The sequence below is a fragment of the uncultured Acetatifactor sp. genome (assembly GCF_948601915.1).
Lineage (GTDB): Bacteria > Bacillota > Clostridia > Lachnospirales > Lachnospiraceae > Acetatifactor.
Window position 1 is genome coordinate 1 of record NZ_CAPDXS010000118.1, and the last position, 16536, is coordinate 16536.

A 16536-nucleotide genomic window follows, 5' to 3' on the forward strand; every position below is an offset into this window, starting at 1 on the left:
CCCCTGGGCAGCATGTCCTGGGGGCTGGTGAGGAGCACATGCTTTCCGTCCAGCTCGAAGAAGTCCGGGCACTCCCACATCCTGCCGAAGCGCCCGTTGTTCTTCGCCAGAATCTTCTCGTACTGCCAGTGCAGGCCATCGGCGCTGCTGTAGAGCAGGATCTGGCCGTCCTTGTCCCCGGTGCAGTTCCCTGCCACGCAGTAATAGCGCCCGTCCTCCCCCAGCCAGGCCTTGGGGTCGCGGAAGTCGTACCTGCTGCCGCCCTCCGGCAGGGCCTTCTCCGTGAGCACCGGGTTCTCCGGCAGCTTCTCATAGTCCCTGCCGTCCCCCAGGGCGATGCACTGGGTCTGGATCTCATGGAAGCTGCCGTCCGGCTGGGGCTCATGGAGCACGCCGGTGTACATCAGCATCTGTCTGCCGTCCGCCAGCTCCAGCGCGCTTCCCGAAAAGCATCCGTCCTTGTCGTAGGGCATGTCCGGGGCCAGGGCCGCGGGCAGGTACTCCCAGTGCAGGAGATCCCTGCTCACCGCATGCCCCCAGTGCATGGGACCCCAGTAGGAGCTGTAGGGATGGTACTGATAGAACATATGGTACATCCCCTGATACCAGGAAAAACCGTTGGGATCGTTCATCCAGCCCGCCCTGGGTGACAGGTGGAAGGCGGGGCGCGCCTCCTGAGGGATCTGCGCCTCCGCCATCTCTTCGTATTTTCTTGCCTCTCGCAATGTCTGACTTGCCATGTTCTACCTCGTTTCCGCGGCCCGTCCCGCCGCCAGCCGATTCCGCTATGCCCGCTTCCTCCGCTTCTTTTTTGGCGTGGCCGCCGTCTGCTTCCGGGATTTCTTCGGCGTTTCTTCCTCCGGCTCCTGGGGCGTTTCCTTCTGCTGCTCCCGCAGCGCCTCTTCCTCCCGGGGCTTTCCCGGTGTCTGCTCCCGCAGCGCCTCTTCCCCCCGGGGCTTTCCCGGTGTCTGCTCCCGCAGCGCCTCTTCCCCCCGGGGCTCCTCCACCTTCTTCAGATAATAGAATCCAAAGGCCGGCACCCGGACCTCCTCAGGCCGCACCTTCTCCCCGGAAATCAGGTCCACGTACTCGCCGTCCGCCTCGTGGATCCAGGCCGTCTTCTCATATCCGCTGAAATTGAACAGGCCGAAGAGCTTCTCGCCCCTGTAGTACCTGCCGATGCACAGGATGGCCTTCTCCCAGGTCTCGACGGTCCAGGTGTCCGCTCCCGACACGAACACCTTCTCCCGCTTCCGGATCTCCTCCAGGGCCTTCAGCCTTCCGAAGAGCTTCCCCTCCACGGTGTCGGGGTCGTCTATGTTGCCGGCCAGCTCCCAGTTCATGGCTCCCCGGTGGATGTATCTGGAGTCCGGCGCCTTGTCCGGATCCTCCTTGTAGGTATAGTCGTTGACCTGGGCAATCTCATCCCCGCCGTAGAGCACCGGGATGCCTGACTGCATGAACATGTAGGCGTGGAGCATCACATCCTTCCGGATGGCCCTCTCCATAGCCTCCCCATCCTGCTCGAACCCTGCCTTCTCAATGCCGCACATGGAAGCCGTGGTGCCGCAGAACCTGGCGTCCCCCGTCACGGGATCCGCGTTGTAGAGCTCTCCCCGGCTCTCGCTGTCCCCGGCATAGCCCTGGAAATAGTCGTTTAAGTACTTCTTGTGGGCGCGCTCCTCGATGCCCTCCCCCTTCAGGGCGGGATAATCCAGCCCCCAGCCGATATCGTCATGGCAGCGCAGATAGTTCAGGAACACATACTCCTTGGGCAGGGAGTTCACGATGTCCAGCTGGCGCTTCAAGAGCCTCACGTCCCTGGTGGCCACCGTATGCCAGGTGGTGGCCATGGTGGTCACATTGTAGAGCATGTGGCACTCCGGCTTCTCCACCGTACCGAAGTAGGGCACCACCTTCTCCGGCTCCATGACCACCTCCCCCAGCAGCAGGATGCCCGGACAGACGATTTCCCCAATCATGCGCATCATGCGCACAATCGTATGCACCTGGGGGAGGTTGCGGCAGCTCGTTCCCAGCTCCTTCCAGATATAGGGTACCGCATCGATGCGGATGATGTCAATCCCCCTGCCCGCAAGATACAGAAAATTGTACATCATCTCGTTGAACACCCTGGGGTTGCGGTAGTTCAGGTCCCACTGGTAGGGATAGAACGTGGTCATCACATAGTGGCCGCAGTCGGGCAGCCAGGTGAAGTTCCCCGGGGCCGTGGTGGGGAATACCTGCGGAACCGTCTGCTCGTACCGGGAGGGGATGTCGCCATTGTCATAGAAAAAATACCGGCTCATGTATTCCCCGTCCCCCTGGCGGGCCCGCCTTGCCCAGTCATGCTCCTCCGAGGTATGGTTCATGACAAAGTCCATGCACACATTGATTCCCTTCTTGTGGCAGGCGGCCGTGAGCCGCTCCAGATCCTCCATGGATCCCAGATCCTCCTGCACCTTCCGGAAATCCGACACGGCGTACCCCCCGTCGGACCTGCCCCTGGGCGTATCCAGAAAGGGCATCAGGTGGATGTAGTTCACGCCGCACCGTTCGATATAGTCCAGTTTTTCGGTTACGCCTTTCATGTTCCCCGCGAAATTGTCTATATAGAACATCATGCCCAGCAGGCCGTTGCCCTTATACCAGTCCGGGCGTTCCTCCCGCTCCGCGTCCATGGCCTTCAGCCCCTGGTCCCGCTCCCTGTAGAATCTCTCCATATTGTCGCACAGCTCGGCGAACATGTCCCCGTTGTGGTACAGCTCCATGTAGAGCCAGCGCAGCTCGTCATGATGTCTTGCCAGCCGTTCTTCAAAAGTATGCGTCTTGTCCATATGCTTACCTCTCTTGGTTTTTCCCTGAAAATATATGATACAAAAAGGGCTGCCGCATTCCCCAGTGTCTTTTTGTCATGCAAGCAGCCCCTCTTGAACTTTCTCTTTGCCTTTACTTCACCGCGCCGGAGGTCACGCCCTCAACGATATAGCGCTGCAGGAACAAATACAGGACCAGGATCGGCAGCATGGCCAGCAGCAGGGCCGCCATCACCAGACCGATGTCCGTGGAATAGGTTCCGTAGAATACCTGGGTGGCAATGGGAATCGTGTACATTTCCTTTCTCCCCAGTACCAGGCTGGGCAGCAGATAGTCGTTCCAGAATGCCATGGCATCTATGATGGCCACCGTGGCGATCGTGGGCTTCAGCAGAGGGAACACGATCTGCCAGTAGGTCTGCCACTTGGTGCAGCCGTCGATGGTGGCCGCCTCCTCCAGAGCTATGGGCACATTGGTATGGATCGCCCCGTGGAACATGAACGTGGCCATGGACAGGGAGAATCCCACATGCATGAATATCAATGTCACCCTGCTGTTCAGGATCCCCAGGGTGCCGCCGTAGAAGGATACCAGGGGAATCATCAGCACCTGGAAGGGAATGACCATGGAAGCGATCATCATACCGAACAAAGCGCCGCAGGCCTTCCACTTGTTGCGCACGATCACATAGGCCGTCATGGAGGCCAGCAGGATCGTGAAGATGGTGGAGGATACCGTGACAACCATAGAGTTCCCAAAGGATCTCCAGAAATTCATCTTGTCCATGGCCTCCGGGAAGTTCTTCAGGGTAAAGCCACGGGATCCCACCAGCGCCAGGGGATTGGAATTGATATCCCCCTTCTCTTTAAATACATTGATCAACACCAGCAGGAACGGGAAGATAAAGCAAGCGAACAATACAATCAGTACCACCATGAAGACGGCATGTTTGATTTTTCGGTTTCTGGCTGCTCTTTCATTCAAATCATCCATTATGCTGACACCTCCGCTTTCTTACCGATGCTGACCTGAAGCACGCCTACCACTGCGCATACAATGAAGAGGATCAGTGCCTCGGCCTGGCCGGTACCATAGTTTTTATAGGTGAACGCCTGGTTATACACATGCATGGCTGCCATAACCGAGCTGTTGAAGGGTTCGCCGTTTGTCAGGGACAGGTTCACATCGTATACCATGAAGCATCTGGTGATGGTCAGGAACAGGCACTGTACAAAGGACGATACCATCAGGGGGATGGAAATCTTGATGATGGACTGGGTGTTGGTGCAGCCGTCTATCCTGGCGGCCTCCAGCACGTCAGCCGACACGCTCATGAAGCCGGCCACGTAGATCAGCATCATATAGCCTGCGTACTGCCACACGGAGACGATGATCAGGCAGAGCATGGCGCCATTGGTGGTAGCCAGCCAGGAGGTGGAAAGGGCGCCGATGGAAAGGGCTTCGCCAACAGCGACGAAGGCACGGTTGAACACGAATTTCCAAATGTAACCGAGCACGATGCCGCCGATCAGGTTCGGAATGAAGAATCCTGCCCGGAAGAAGTTCTGGCCCTTGACGCCGCTGGTCACAAGGAAGGCCAGGATGAAGGCCACCACGTTCACCAGGATCACCGCAATGGCGGAGTAGATCACCGTCCTGCCCAGCGCCTGCCAGTAGGCCACATCCGAAAAGGAGGCCACATAATTGGCGATTCCCACAAAGGGCTTCTGGGAGGACACGCCGTCCCAGCTGGTGAAGGTCAGATAGAAGCCATATATGAAGGGGACAATGACGACAGCGATGAATATAAAGGTCGTCACCCCTGCAAACATCATGAATTGTTTGCATTTGTAGGACATGGTATTAGTTTTCATAGTCTCAATCCTTCCTGGAATGCTTTTCTTCTAATGAAATGCTTTTCTTCCATTGGAATCCATTGGAATGCCCCCCGCGGGCGCTGCCCGGCTGCCGCGCCCCAGAGGGGGCAGGGGCAGCGCCGCGGGAGCCAGATGTCAGAATTCTGCCAAATCAGTGCTCCACAGGCGTGGTGTTCTTCCAGTATTCCTCAATCTCAGCCGCGAAGCCAGCCCTGTCTATCTGATCCGCCAGATATTTCTGGAAGGAAGCGCCGCACTTGGAGAGATGGTCGTCCGGGAAGTAATTGTAGTTGTCGATCAGCTTCCCTTCGTCCGCGTACTTCTTTACGGAAGCGGACAGAGGATCCAGCGCTTCCGCGTTGACATTGCTGAAAGCGGGGACAAGGGCGCACTGCTCGGTGAGGAAGGCGTTTCCGTCCGCCTCGAACACGATCCAGTTCAGGAAGTCCTTGGCCGCCTGCCTCTGCTCGTCGGAGGTGTTCTCGGAGGAATCGATGAACATGTACTTGGAGCCGCCGCCCACCAGCTTCTCGTTGGCGCCGTCGTCGGTGTTCTGGGGAACGGGCATCATTCCCATCTTCTCGGAATACTCATAGGCGTTGATCACGGACCAGTCCCAGTTGCCGCCGAACATGAAGGCGATCTCGCCCTCGGCCAGCTTCTGCTCCGTCACCTCGCGCTCCGCGGCCACAGGGGAACCCGCGGCGTAATTGTATTTCTTCAGAGCGTCGAAGGTATCCATCTTGGCAGTCCACTTGGGGTTGTTCGCCAGGTCGGCGGTGCCTGCGTGAAGGGCGCTTATGTAGGCTTCCACGTCCGGCTGCTCCTCATAGACCTCGCACAGGAAATGCGCGCCCAGGGACCAGTCCTCCTTCATGATGCCGGTGGGCGTCTCCATGCCCCCTGCCACAAGCTCATCCAGCAGCCCCTGGAAGGCGTCCAGCGTCTTGTACTCCTCCGGCTTGAACTCCTTTCCGGTGACGGCCTCGATGGCCTCCGCGTTGTAGATGACGCCTCTGGCCTCCACGCATACCGGGAAGCCTACCACCTTGCCGCCTACGGAGATGGCGTAATCCGTGTTGGCCACCCATTTCTCATTGCTCAGGTCTGCCGCATGCTCCTCCGCCAGAGAGTAGACGTCCTTGGCGTCCACCATGGAGATGGTGTAAGGATCGTTGGCGGAATACTTGGTGGCCATGTGGGCCGCCACGGTGTCATTGGAATAGTAAATCTCCACATTGACGCCCTTTGTCTTGCTGTACTCCTCGGCCATAGCCTCGAACTGGCTCTGCACCTCTGACTTGGAGTTGAAGATGGTGATGGATACCCCCCCCGTCTCCCGAAGAGCCGCCGTCTCCGCCTTCCCCGCCGCATGCCGTCAGGGAGAGCCCCATCGCTGTTGCCAGCATCATTGCAAGTAGCTTCTTTCTCATGTTCCTTTTCCTCCTTATATAGCGCCTCCGCGCCTTTTTTATGATTTTGGGCCGTTTCCGGCCTGATTGCCCGATCAGTTGAAACCCTGTTCCGTTTTGCATGACATGATCATAGCACAGTAGTTTTTATATGTCAACCGCTTAACATATTTTTCGTGATTATAGTCAAAAACAGGCGCTTATTTTCTTATTTTTGGCTTGTTTTTTGTATATATTTACTATATTTTGGGCTTGTAAACAGTTTTTACAACATGATAAGCCTTTGTTATTTTTATTGACTATGTGATAACATATTCTTACTTATTTTCCGATTTTATGGGCCGCTTTCGCCCAATCCCAGGAATTTCGGCCCTTCGGCCGCCTGCGGAACGACTGTTTCCCGTCCCCCGGAGCGGCCGGGGAAGCCCCTCTCTCCAGCGCCGCACATAGATTTCGGCGTTTTTTATGTGCTTTTCCACAGAAAAAGAGCCCTCCGCTCTCTCAGAACGTAGGACTCCTTTCCTAAATCCTCCATAATCATCCATTTTCCTTACGTAGTCCCCCTCTCCACCAGGCGCACCGGAAGCACCGTCCGCTTGGGGACCACCTTCCCGGAGACGGAATCGTGAAGGAGGTTGACCGCAATCTCCGCCATCTCCTTGGCGGGCTGGTGGATGGTGGTGAGCTGGGGCGTGGTAAGGGTGGACAGGAACACATCGTCGAACCCGATGATCTTCAGCCGCTCCGGCACCGGAATGTGGAGCCTCCCGCAGGCCTGCAGGGTCTGGGCGGCGATGACGTCGCTGTTCACGAACAGCCCGTCGGTCTCCGGATATTTCCGCAGGGCCTCCTCCAGCATGTCCTCGTACATCATGCTGTCGTACTGGATTTCCTCCGTGAGGATCTCCTCAAAGTGCACATGCTCCCTCTCGCAGACCTCCCGGAAGCCCTCGGTGCGCATGTCCGCGGGCATGAAGACGCCCCCGATGTTCCCCACATGGAGCAGATGCCTGCAGCCGCAGGCAATCAGCTTCTCCGCGGCCAGCACGCCCCCCTGTCTGTTGTCGCATTCCACCGCCGCCGTGCCGTTGTCCAGGAACCGCTCGATGGTGACCACCGTAATCCCGATCTTGTCGAAGACCTCCACCGGCACGGTGCCGCTGCACAGGATGATCCCCGCCACCTTGTTGCCGGTGCAGATGTCAATGTATTCCCTTTCCTTCTCCTGCATGTTCCGGGAATTGCACAGCAGTATCCTGTACCCCTTCTTATAGGCCTGGTACTCCAGGTGGCTGATCATCTCTATGAAATACGGATGGCGGATATGCGGCACGATGAGCCCTATGGTGTTGCTGCTGCTCTTGGAGAGGGAGCGGGCCACCTCATTGGGCTGGTAGTTCAGCTTCTTCATGGCCTGGTCCACCTTCTCCCGGGCGCTGTCACTGATGTATCCCCTGTTGTTCAGCACCCGGGACACCGTGCCTACCGTAAGCCCCGATTCCCTCGCCACATCCTTTAACGTCGCCATATCATCACTCCCTTTTCCATATTGTCGTCCGTATTTATAACAAGCGGTTATCATTCCTTTTCACCAGTATACCATATTATTCCGGATCCGTAAAGACTGCCAAAAAATATGTCTTCAAAAACTGCCGTCCAGGTGGTATAATATTGGCACATAAACGCATCGCGTCCATCTTATTTTTCATAGGGGCCATGCGCGGACGGGGGGGGCATTTTATGCATATACCGAAAAAGAACTGGAAGAACATCGTATATATCTGTATCCTGCTGGCGGGGATTTGCCTGCTGTTCCAATGGTATTCCGCCACGAACCGGCGCCGAATCGAGAACCAGAACCTGAATTATGCCATGGATTCCGCCGACCAGACAGCCAGGCGAATCAAGGGCGAATTCCACAGCGCCCAACTCCGGATGCGCAACTACGCCTATCTGCTGGGCACCAGCCAGGACCGGCCGGAGATTGCCCCGGAGCTGCTCCGGGGGATGGAGGAGCACGCCTCCTTCGACGCCATCCGCTTCACCAATGCCCAGGGCCTCAATACGGCCTCCGACGGCCAGACCAGCGACAGCCGGGACCGGAACTATTTTCTGAACGGCATGCAGGGGAAGAGCGGCATGGAGGTGCTCCGGTCCAGAATCACCGACCAGATGATGACGGTGTTCTACGCCCCTGTGGAGCATGACGGCGAGATTACCGGCGTGCTGCTGGGACTGTACTTCGCCGAGGATTATCTCCGGGACATGCTGACCACCAGCTACTTCGGCGAAACGGCGGACGCCTATCTGTGCAGCCAGGACGGCTGGATCATTGCCAGCTCCGTTGTAGGCAGCCACGACCAGCCTCTGACCGAGCTGCTACTGGAATCCGGCAATATCGATAAGGGCACCGCCGACGCGGTACAGGCGGCCTTCCAGAACGGCACCGAGAGCGCCGGCTTCCAGTGCACGCCCGAGAGCCTGTCCGACAATCTGTGCGTAATCCGCATACCGGACAGCGACTATGTCCTGGTCCAGGCCTTCCCCCAGAGCGTGACCAGGTCCATGCTCCGGGAGGCCAACCATGCCGGCATGGTGCTGCAGGTCATCCTGATCTGCCTGTTCGTCGTCTATATCATCGTCCTGCTGTTCCACAGCCGCATGCGGCGGAAGATCCTGGAAAAGCAGAACACCCAGTTCGGCTATGTGCTGGACGGCCTGAACACCCTCTTTTCCTCCAGGTATCTCACGGTGGACCTGGAGACCAACACCTATTCCTACCTGGCCGGCATCCAGCCCCTGAACAGCAGCCTGGCCAGGGAGGGCTCCTATGACGACGTCATCCGGGCCAATGCCCAGGATCTCATCGAGGAGGAAGAGAAGGAACGGTTCCTCCAGGCCTTCAGCCCCGAAGCCATCGCGAAGGCCCTTTCGGAGCAGGACACCTTCACCTACGAATGCCATGTCTCCCGGAACGGGAAAGAGGACTGGGAGCATCTGATAGCGGTGCGCCTCCAGCGGGAGGCGGGGCGGGCCGTCCGGATTCTGTTCGTCCGCCAGAACATCACGGAGCTGAAGCAGCGAGAGCTCCAGAGCCAGAAAGCGCTGTCCGTCATGAACCGCAAGGAGCGGCAGTACCGGATAGCCATCACCTCCACGGCCTTCTGCACCTTCGAGTTCAACCTCAGCCGCGACCTCATCGAGCAGGACATCACCATCTCCGTAGGCGGGCGGCAGGTCTCCCTGCTGGAAATGATCGGCCTGGAGGCCCCCTGCACCGCCTCCGCATGCTTCGAGGGCTGGAAGTCCTTCATCATGGAGGAATCCCTGGAGGAGTACAGGACCGTGGTCAGTTTAGAGCATCTGCGGCAGCGCTTCGAGCAGGGTGAGCTGGATGTCAACTTGGATTACTGGGGCTTTGGCGAGGCCAGGCAACCCATGTGCGTGCGCCAGTCCTTCATCATGAACCGGGAGAGCGCCACGGGGGACATCATGGTCATGGTGGTGTCCAAGGACATCACCGCCCAAGTGCAGAAGCAGCGGGAGCAGACCCTCGCCCTGCAGGATGCCCTGATGCAGGCCCAGAGGGCCAACCAGGCCAAGACCACCTTCCTCTCCAATATGTCCCACGACATACGCACCCCCATGAACGCCATCATCGGTTTCGCCACCATCGCGGCCAGCCATATCGACAACCGGAATCAGGTGAGGGACTGCCTGCAGAAGGTGCTCTCCTCCAGCAACCACCTCCTGAGCCTGATCAACGATATCCTGGACATGAGCCGGATTGAGAGCGGAAAGGTGCAGATCAAGGAGCAGGAGTGCAACATCTCCGAGCTGACCCACAACCTGGTGAACATCATACAGCCCCAGGTGACGGCCAAGCGGCTGGACCTGTTCATCGATACCTTCAACGTGAACAACGAGGACGTGATCGCCGATCCCCTGAAGCTCAGCCAGGTCTTCGTGAACCTGCTGAGCAATGCCGTAAAGTACACCCCCGCGGGGGGCACCGTGAGCTTCCGCATCCAGCAGCAGTCCACTTTCCACCGGGGCAGAGGAGACTACATATTCATCGTCAAGGACAATGGCATCGGCATGGCGCCGGACTTCGTGGAGCATATCTTCGAGCCCTTTGAGCGGGAGGCCAGCACCACCAAGACCGGCATCCAGGGCACGGGCCTGGGGATGGCCATCACCAAGAACATCGTGGAGATGATGGGCGGCACCATCACCGTCCAGAGCGAGAAGGGGCAGGGCAGCGAGTTCCGGGTGGAGCTGAGCCTGAAGCTCCAGGATACCGAGCGGAACGCGGCCCAGATCAAGGAGCTGGAGGGGCTGCGGGCCATCGTGGTGGACGACGACTGCGACAGCTGTGAGAGCGTATGCAGGATGCTGGCCCAAATCGGCATGCGGGCGGAGTGGACCACCTCCGGAAAGGAAGCGGTCTATCGGGCGAAGAGCGCCTACAATGAGGGGGATTCCTACCATACCTATATCATCGACTGGCAGATGCCGGAGATGAGCGGGCTGGAGACCTGCAGGCGCATCCGCGAGGCCATCGGCCGCGAGGTCCCCATCATCATCCTCACCGCCTACGACTGGACGGACATCGAGGAGGAGGCCAAGCAGGCAGGGGTCACCGCCTTCTGCGCCAAGCCGCTGTTCATGTCCGACCTGAAGTCCGCCCTGCTGGCTGCCAACCATCTCATCGAAAAGGAGAACGAATCCGCCTCCTGGACAGAAGCCGATTTCTCCGGCAAGCGCATCCTCCTGGTGGAGGACAATGAGCTGAACCGGGAGATTGCGGAAGCCATCCTGACGGAGACCGGCTTCGAGGTGGAGTCCGCGCCGGACGGCACGGATGCGGTGGACATGGTCCGCCAGGCCCAGGAGCATTATTACGACGCCGTCCTCATGGACGTGCAGATGCCTGTGATGGACGGCTACGAGGCCACCAGGACCATACGGGCCCTGCCCAGGCAGGACGTCAAGACCCTGCCCATCATCGCCATGACCGCCAACGCCATGGAGGAGGACAAGGAGAACGCCCTGAAGAACGGCATGAACGCCCATGTGGCGAAGCCAATCGACATCGATCTGTTCTTAAAGATTCTGGGGAAGTATTTGGGTTAAAGCTTATGCATGGAAAGGCCCCTGCCACCGGAGAATCCGGCGGCAGGGGCCTCTTATGCTTATTGGTACAGTTCCCGGTTCCGGCTCCCCGGATTTTCACCTGCCGGATCCGGCATTTCCGCTCTGCCCCTCTATCTGCACTCCCGCCTCCAGCTTCTGGGCGATCAGGGTATCCATGCAGTGCTTATGGGGGACGCCGCCGCTGTTGCAGTCGAAGACCTCCTCCCTGCAGGTATGGAACAGCCAGTCGTGGTAATAGCCGAACAGCTCCCCGGAATGCCAGGGATGCCGCAGTTCTTCGTCCCTGGCGCTGTCCCAGGCCCGGGTGATGAAGGGCTTTCGGACGAAGACGTTCAGGGCGTTGAAGCCGTTCTCCACGGTATGGGCCTTCAAGCTGTCGCAGAGCTCCTGCCTGCGGGGCTTCGGGATGAAGTGGAGCATGCCGCTGCTAAAGATGATATTGTAGTCATCGTCCGGCTGGTAGTCCAGGATGTCTGCCTTGAAGAGCCTCACGTCCACCTTGTTGTGCTCCGCCAGCCGTTTTGCCTTGTCGATGCCCTGCTCCGAGATGTCGAAGGCAGTGACATTGTAACCGCATTTGGCCAGGAACACCGCGTCCTTCCCCTCCCCGCAGCCCATGTCCAATACCCGGTAGGGCCTGATGGGGGGAAGGAGCTTCATGATGTCGTAGCAGATGCGGTTGGGCTGAAGCCCCCAGTAGTATTCCTCTGCCTCGTACCGCTTGTCGTAGTCCGTCACCACACTGCGGTAGCCCAGCAGGGCGTCCACGGTGGTGTTCAGGGCCGCCGCCAGCCTGGGCAGCATCTCGATGTCCGGGTAGGCGGTGCCGTTCTCCCATTTTGACACCGCCTGGAAGGAAATGTTCAGGGTCTTTGCCAGCTGGTTCTGGGTCAGGCCCAGCTCCCTGCGCCTCTTGCTGATGACTTCTCCTGTTTTCAAATGATCCATTGTCTGCCGCCTTTCTGCCATAGGGTCGATTCCCGCGGACATTGAGCCCGCTGTACTTCGGCGCATGGCTCCTGTCCCCTTGCGCCGAATGTCCGTACTATGTATCATGTCCCTTTTATCCTAATATAAGAATGACAAAAGCGCAATAACGGGGCCGGAGAATCCGGGCAAAGAATTCTCCTGGCAGTTGAACAGGACAAAGCCTCCATGCAGAAGGCCGCTGCCCGGCCATGCCGTCTCGGTATTTCCATACAACATACACATGAAACCACCTCGCGGTGGCACCGAGCGAGCAACCACGCTATCTGTAGAACCGCCAGACCGCCGTGCGAAAGCTTGACACTGCAAAAACCGCATAGTATACTAAAAATTGTTCCAGCGTGTACGTGCTGGGTTTACATAATCTATAAAACGGAGGTACAGAGAACATGCCAAACGCATATTTCACCATTGAAAAGCCGAAAAACGATGCCTTCAACGGCTATCTGCCCGGCAGCCCCGAGCGGGCCGCGCTGAAAGCGGAGCTGGAAAAGCAGGCCGCCCAGGTGGTCAAGATTCCCCTGATCATCGGCGGTAAAGAGGTCTGGACGGAGGAGACCATCCAGGTCACCATGCCGCACGACCACAAACACGTAATCGCGGAATGCTGCATGGCCGGGGAAAAAGAGCTGAACATGGCCATCGACGCCGCTTTAGAGGCCAAGGACGCCTGGGAGGCCATGCCCTGGGAGCACCGCTCCGCCATCTTCCTGAAGGCAGCGGATATGATCACCGGCTCCTATCGCCAGGTGCTGAACGCTTCCACTATGCTGGGCCAGTCCAAGACCGTGTTCCAGGCGGAAATCGACATCGCGGAGCTGGCGGACTTCCTGCGCTTCGGCGTGTGGGGGGCACAGGAAATCTTTGGGGACCAGCCCGCCAGCAGCGCCGGGGTCTGGAACAGGCAGGACTATCGCCCCCTGGACGGCTTTATCTGCGCCATCTCTCCCTTTAATTTCACCTCCATCGGCGGAAACCTGCCCACGGCCCCTGCCATCGTAGGGAATGTGGCCCTGTGGAAGCCCAGCCGCACGGCGGTGCTCTCCAACTATTACTACATGAAGCTGCTCCAGTGGTGCGGCCTGCCCGCAGGGGTCATCAACTTCGTGCCCTGCACCGGAGGCGACATGTCCAAGTATGTAGTGAGCCATCCCAAGATGGCGGGCTTCCACTTCACCGGCTCCACCGGCGTCTTCCAGAGCGTGTGGAAGCAGGTGGGGGGGAACATCGCCTCCTATGCCAACTATCCCAGGCTGGTGGGCGAGACGGGCGGCAAGGACTTCATCTTCGCCCACAATACCGCTGACATCGAGCCTCTGGTGGCGGCAATCGTCCGTGGCTCCTTCGAGTACCAAGGGCAGAAATGCTCCGCCTGCTCCAGGGCTTTCGTGCCAGCCAGCATCTGGCCCGTGGTGGAGAAGCGCCTAAAGGAGCAGACCGCCACTTTGAAGGTGGGGGATGTCCAGGAGTTCGACACGTTCATGGCCGCAGTCATTGACAAAGCTTCCTTCGAGACCTGCAAGGGGTACATCGACAGGGCCGCCGCCTCGCCGGAGTGCGAGTTCGTGGCAGGGGGCAGCTATGACGACAGCAAGGGCTGGTTCGTGCAGCCCACCATCATCCGCTGCAAGACACCCACCTACGAGTCCATGGTGAAGGAGATCTTCGGGCCCATCGTCTCCATCTATGTGTATGAGGACGACAAGCTGGACGAGACCCTGGCCATCTGCGACAGCGCCTCCCCTTATGCCCTCACCGGGGCCATCTTCGCCCAGGACAGGGAGGTCATCGTGAAGATGGAGCGGGCCCTGCGCAATTCCTCAGGAAACTTCTACATCAACGACAAGTGCACCGGCGCCGTGGTGGGACAGCAGCCCTTCGGCGGGGCCCGGGCTTCCGGCACCAACGACAAGGCTGGCACTGTGCTGAACATGATCCGCTGGGTCAGCCCCCATACGGTGAAGGAGACCTTCAGCCCTTCCAGCGCCATCGCCTATCCTTATATGACAGAGGCGTAGTATGTTTGGCAAGGTTTGCTTATCCATAAATGTCCGGGGCTGTGGGAAAATGGTCATTCCCCACAGCCCCGCATTTTCTTGCCATCCTGATTGCCGCTGACGCCGCCCGGCTCCTTTTCATAGCGCTGTCATTCCTCTCCCTCTCCGGACATCCGGCGCTCTCCTGCTACGGAAAAGCGCAGCTTGCCGCTTCTTCTCCCCCCTACAATCCCAATATGCTCTCCGGACGCCTTACAGGTATTGCCTCTTCATCAAAGCAATTCCCTGCAGTCCCTGGAAATATCTGAATCAGGCTTTTCTTTATCTCAGGCTCTTCCCTGAATACCATCATCCAGATTGAGAAAAAGCCATACCCTTTGGCCAGATTTTCAATATTATGTAGCTGTCTCTCCCGAAATTCCGTATCTTTGAGCATATCCCAATCCTGCTTTGCATGCTCCGCCACACTCAGGGCCTCAAAACGCCTCTCCCAGCGCTTATCCTTTTTCTTTCCCGCAATGCCCTTTCCTTTTCCGCATGGCCTGTAGTCCAGCGCCAAATCCTCAAAAAGCGCTTTCGCCCTGTTCAAAGCTTCTTCTCCAATCCTTTGCAGATATTCCTCATTTATCTTTGGCACTGCACCTTCATAGGAAAATGCCAGAAAAGTATTGTGTTCATCCGGCCATAGCCACCTCCAGCCCTGTCCCTTTTTGACCTTTTCGCCCTTTCTGGAGTTACAGTATGTGCAGATAAGGAAACGCTTCCTGATAAGAAGCTATCTCCATATAAGGAGGGTCCCCCTTTTCTATCGGCCTCATTCCTTTCCTCCTATTTCAGAAGCTCTACTCAGGTACTTCTGGTTCAAAAAGGCATAGTATGCCGGATTGTCGCCAAACCTGGCGGTCAGGCGCTCCAGTTCTTCCTTTATCTCTTTCAGCGCTTCCCTGTCCGTCGCCCTCTCCAGGCCCGCAAAGTACGCTTCCGCCGATTCATACATTTTCTGCCGTTCCTCACTGTACTGAGGGTTCTCCACATCCATAATGTTCTCGGCGATATCCTCTATGCTCTGGCTATAGTATTCCTCCTCAATCTCCCCGTCCATGGAAATCAGCTTCCCTTTTTTCAGAGATTGTATCAAAAAGGGCGAGTGGCTGGCACAGATGAACTGCACTCTCGGGAAAATCGTCGTCAATGTAGCGATGATCCGCCTTTGCCACTTTGGATGAAGGCTTAAGTCCAGCTCGTCAATAATCACTACCCCGGGAGTTTTCTCCAGGGTATCTTCTTTTAAATATGGATTCAGGATGCACATCCGGGTCGCGATATCTGCCACGATTTTGATTACATTTCGATACCCATCGCTCAGTCCATCAAAGGGTATCCATGTACCGTCGCTGTCTACCACCGCAAGGCCATTATAGCGCAGAGAGTATTCAATCCTTTCCCCCTCTGCCATTTCCTCTTCCATGCTTTTGTTGATTGCATCCATGATCAGGGTATATGCCGGAAAATCGACCCCCTTTTTCTCCTGCGCAGCTACCTCTTTCAAATGGCGGATATAATTAAACGGAATCTGCATTCCACGGTTCGAATCCAGGCATCGATGATAGGCATCCGTCCGGTTCGGAATATCATAGTTGAAATCAGAGCTTCTGTTTTCCTTCCACAGCCGCCCGGAGCTCAGGTACAGCACCAACGGAAAAATGAACTTTGCGTCCGTCCCGTCTCCGGCCTTAATCGCCTTCTCCCACTCCATCACCATTTTCTGCATGGGATTGCTGCCCGAAAACTTTGTCCGATTGTCTTTTTTCTCCACTACGCGCTTGTAATAATGCTTTTTTTCGTTTATCATCAGCTCCGATGCTATATAGCAGGGGTATTGTTCTATTCCTGTCCCTACCAGGACATCCGGTTCCATATTCCGCTGCCCTTTTCGCCGCACGTCGCTATCCGATATATTCCTGACAAAACGGCTTGGAACATATGTCCTGTATGCCGCAAGGTATGCCCCCAGAGCAACCGTGACGGCTTCCAGAATCGTTGTCTTTCCGGAAGCATTTTCCCCTATCAGCAGATTCATGTTCCTGTCTAACTTAAATTCTACATTTTCGAATTTGCGATAGTTATGAAGTTCTATCCTTTCAATATAAAAGTTTTGCAAGACATCTGCCTCCTATTCAAAATGCCACCGGTAAGCCGACTCTACCGGACTGTTCCGCATTTGCGTCACAGCATCTTCACCATGATCGCCTCGTCCCGGTATGTGCCGTCCTTCAGCTAGATCGGAAG

At 57.2% G+C, this 16536-nt stretch carries 11 protein-coding genes; 2 read left to right on the forward strand and 9 right to left on the reverse strand.

Annotated elements, in window-relative coordinates; all coding sequences use genetic code 11:
• From Q2B33_RS17745 to Q2B33_RS17770, 6 genes are all read right to left on the reverse strand, one after another.
• Positions 1-740 (reverse strand): glycoside hydrolase family 32 protein (locus tag Q2B33_RS17745; protein ID WP_300823009.1); only part of this gene is annotated, 740 nt, incomplete at its 3' end.
• A 45-nt stretch (positions 741-785) separates the two neighbouring features.
• Positions 786-2837 (reverse strand): alpha-amylase family protein, encoded by a 2052-nt coding sequence (locus Q2B33_RS17750; protein WP_300783643.1) that lies wholly within the window; start codon positions 2835-2837, stop codon positions 786-788.
• 112 nt (positions 2838-2949) lie between these two features.
• Entirely contained in the window at positions 2950-3810 is an 861-nt protein-coding gene (locus tag Q2B33_RS17755; RefSeq protein ID WP_296473739.1) for a carbohydrate ABC transporter permease, read from the reverse strand.
• Positions 3810-4691, reverse strand: coding sequence for a carbohydrate ABC transporter permease (locus Q2B33_RS17760; protein WP_296455488.1), 882 nt, complete (start codon positions 4689-4691; stop codon positions 3810-3812). The genes Q2B33_RS17755 and Q2B33_RS17760 overlap by 1 nt, the downstream gene beginning before the upstream one ends.
• A gap of 154 nt (positions 4692-4845) precedes the next feature.
• Positions 4846-5988 (reverse strand): ABC transporter substrate-binding protein, encoded by a 1143-nt coding sequence (locus Q2B33_RS17765; RefSeq protein WP_300898323.1) that lies wholly within the window; start codon positions 5986-5988, stop codon positions 4846-4848.
• A gap of 668 nt (positions 5989-6656) precedes the next feature.
• Positions 6657-7634: a LacI family DNA-binding transcriptional regulator gene (locus tag Q2B33_RS17770; RefSeq protein WP_300566502.1), complete on the reverse strand. Its 978-nt coding sequence runs from the start codon at positions 7632-7634 to the stop codon at positions 6657-6659.
• A 212-nt stretch (positions 7635-7846) separates the two neighbouring features.
• On the opposite strand from Q2B33_RS17770, the gene Q2B33_RS17775 reads away from it, so the two are divergent.
• Positions 7847-11242 carry a hybrid sensor histidine kinase/response regulator gene (locus Q2B33_RS17775; protein ID WP_300566499.1) on the forward strand — a complete coding sequence of 1132 codons (3396 nt, stop codon included), beginning with the start codon at positions 7847-7849 and terminating at the stop codon, positions 11240-11242.
• A 96-nt stretch (positions 11243-11338) separates the two neighbouring features.
• Here the strand turns inward: Q2B33_RS17775 and Q2B33_RS17780 are convergent, their stop codons facing one another.
• Positions 11339-12211, reverse strand: coding sequence for a methyltransferase domain-containing protein (locus Q2B33_RS17780; RefSeq protein ID WP_300566496.1), 873 nt, complete (start codon positions 12209-12211; stop codon positions 11339-11341).
• Between the two features lie 428 nt (positions 12212-12639).
• Between Q2B33_RS17780 and pruA the strand changes: the two genes are divergently transcribed.
• Positions 12640-14268 (forward strand): L-glutamate gamma-semialdehyde dehydrogenase, encoded by a 1629-nt coding sequence (gene pruA / locus Q2B33_RS17785; RefSeq protein ID WP_300783645.1) that lies wholly within the window; start codon positions 12640-12642, stop codon positions 14266-14268.
• 202 nt (positions 14269-14470) lie between these two features.
• On the opposite strand, the gene Q2B33_RS17790 is transcribed toward pruA, so the two are convergent.
• Together Q2B33_RS17790 and Q2B33_RS17795 are read right to left on the reverse strand one after the other, a co-directional pair.
• On the reverse strand, positions 14471-14806 hold the full coding sequence (locus tag Q2B33_RS17790) for a hypothetical protein (RefSeq protein ID WP_300768436.1): 336 nt from the start codon (positions 14804-14806) through the stop codon (positions 14471-14473).
• A gap of 255 nt (positions 14807-15061) precedes the next feature.
• Positions 15062-16408 carry an AAA family ATPase gene (locus Q2B33_RS17795; protein WP_296473765.1) on the reverse strand — a complete coding sequence of 449 codons (1347 nt, stop codon included), beginning with the start codon at positions 16406-16408 and terminating at the stop codon, positions 15062-15064.
• Positions 16409-16536: the final 128 nt, after the last annotated feature.

What these genes read in the sequence shown, in the direction of transcription:
- Q2B33_RS17750 (WP_300783643.1), bottom strand. Translation starts at nt 2,837, where the DNA reads ATGGACAAGACGCATACTTTTGAAGAACGGCTGGCAAGACATCATGAC.
- Q2B33_RS17755 (WP_296473739.1), bottom strand. Translation starts at nt 3,810, where the DNA reads ATGGATGATTTGAATGAAAGAGCAGCCAGAAACCGAAAAATCAAACAT.
- Q2B33_RS17760 (WP_296455488.1), bottom strand. Translation starts at nt 4,691, where the DNA reads ATGAAAACTAATACCATGTCCTACAAATGCAAACAATTCATGATGTTT.
- Q2B33_RS17770 (WP_300566502.1), bottom strand. Translation starts at nt 7,634, where the DNA reads ATGGCGACGTTAAAGGATGTGGCGAGGGAATCGGGGCTTACGGTAGGC.
- Q2B33_RS17775 (WP_300566499.1), top strand. Translation starts at nt 7,847, where the DNA reads ATGCATATACCGAAAAAGAACTGGAAGAACATCGTATATATCTGTATC.
- Q2B33_RS17780 (WP_300566496.1), bottom strand. Translation starts at nt 12,211, where the DNA reads ATGGATCATTTGAAAACAGGAGAAGTCATCAGCAAGAGGCGCAGGGAG.
- pruA (WP_300783645.1), top strand. Translation starts at nt 12,640, where the DNA reads ATGCCAAACGCATATTTCACCATTGAAAAGCCGAAAAACGATGCCTTC.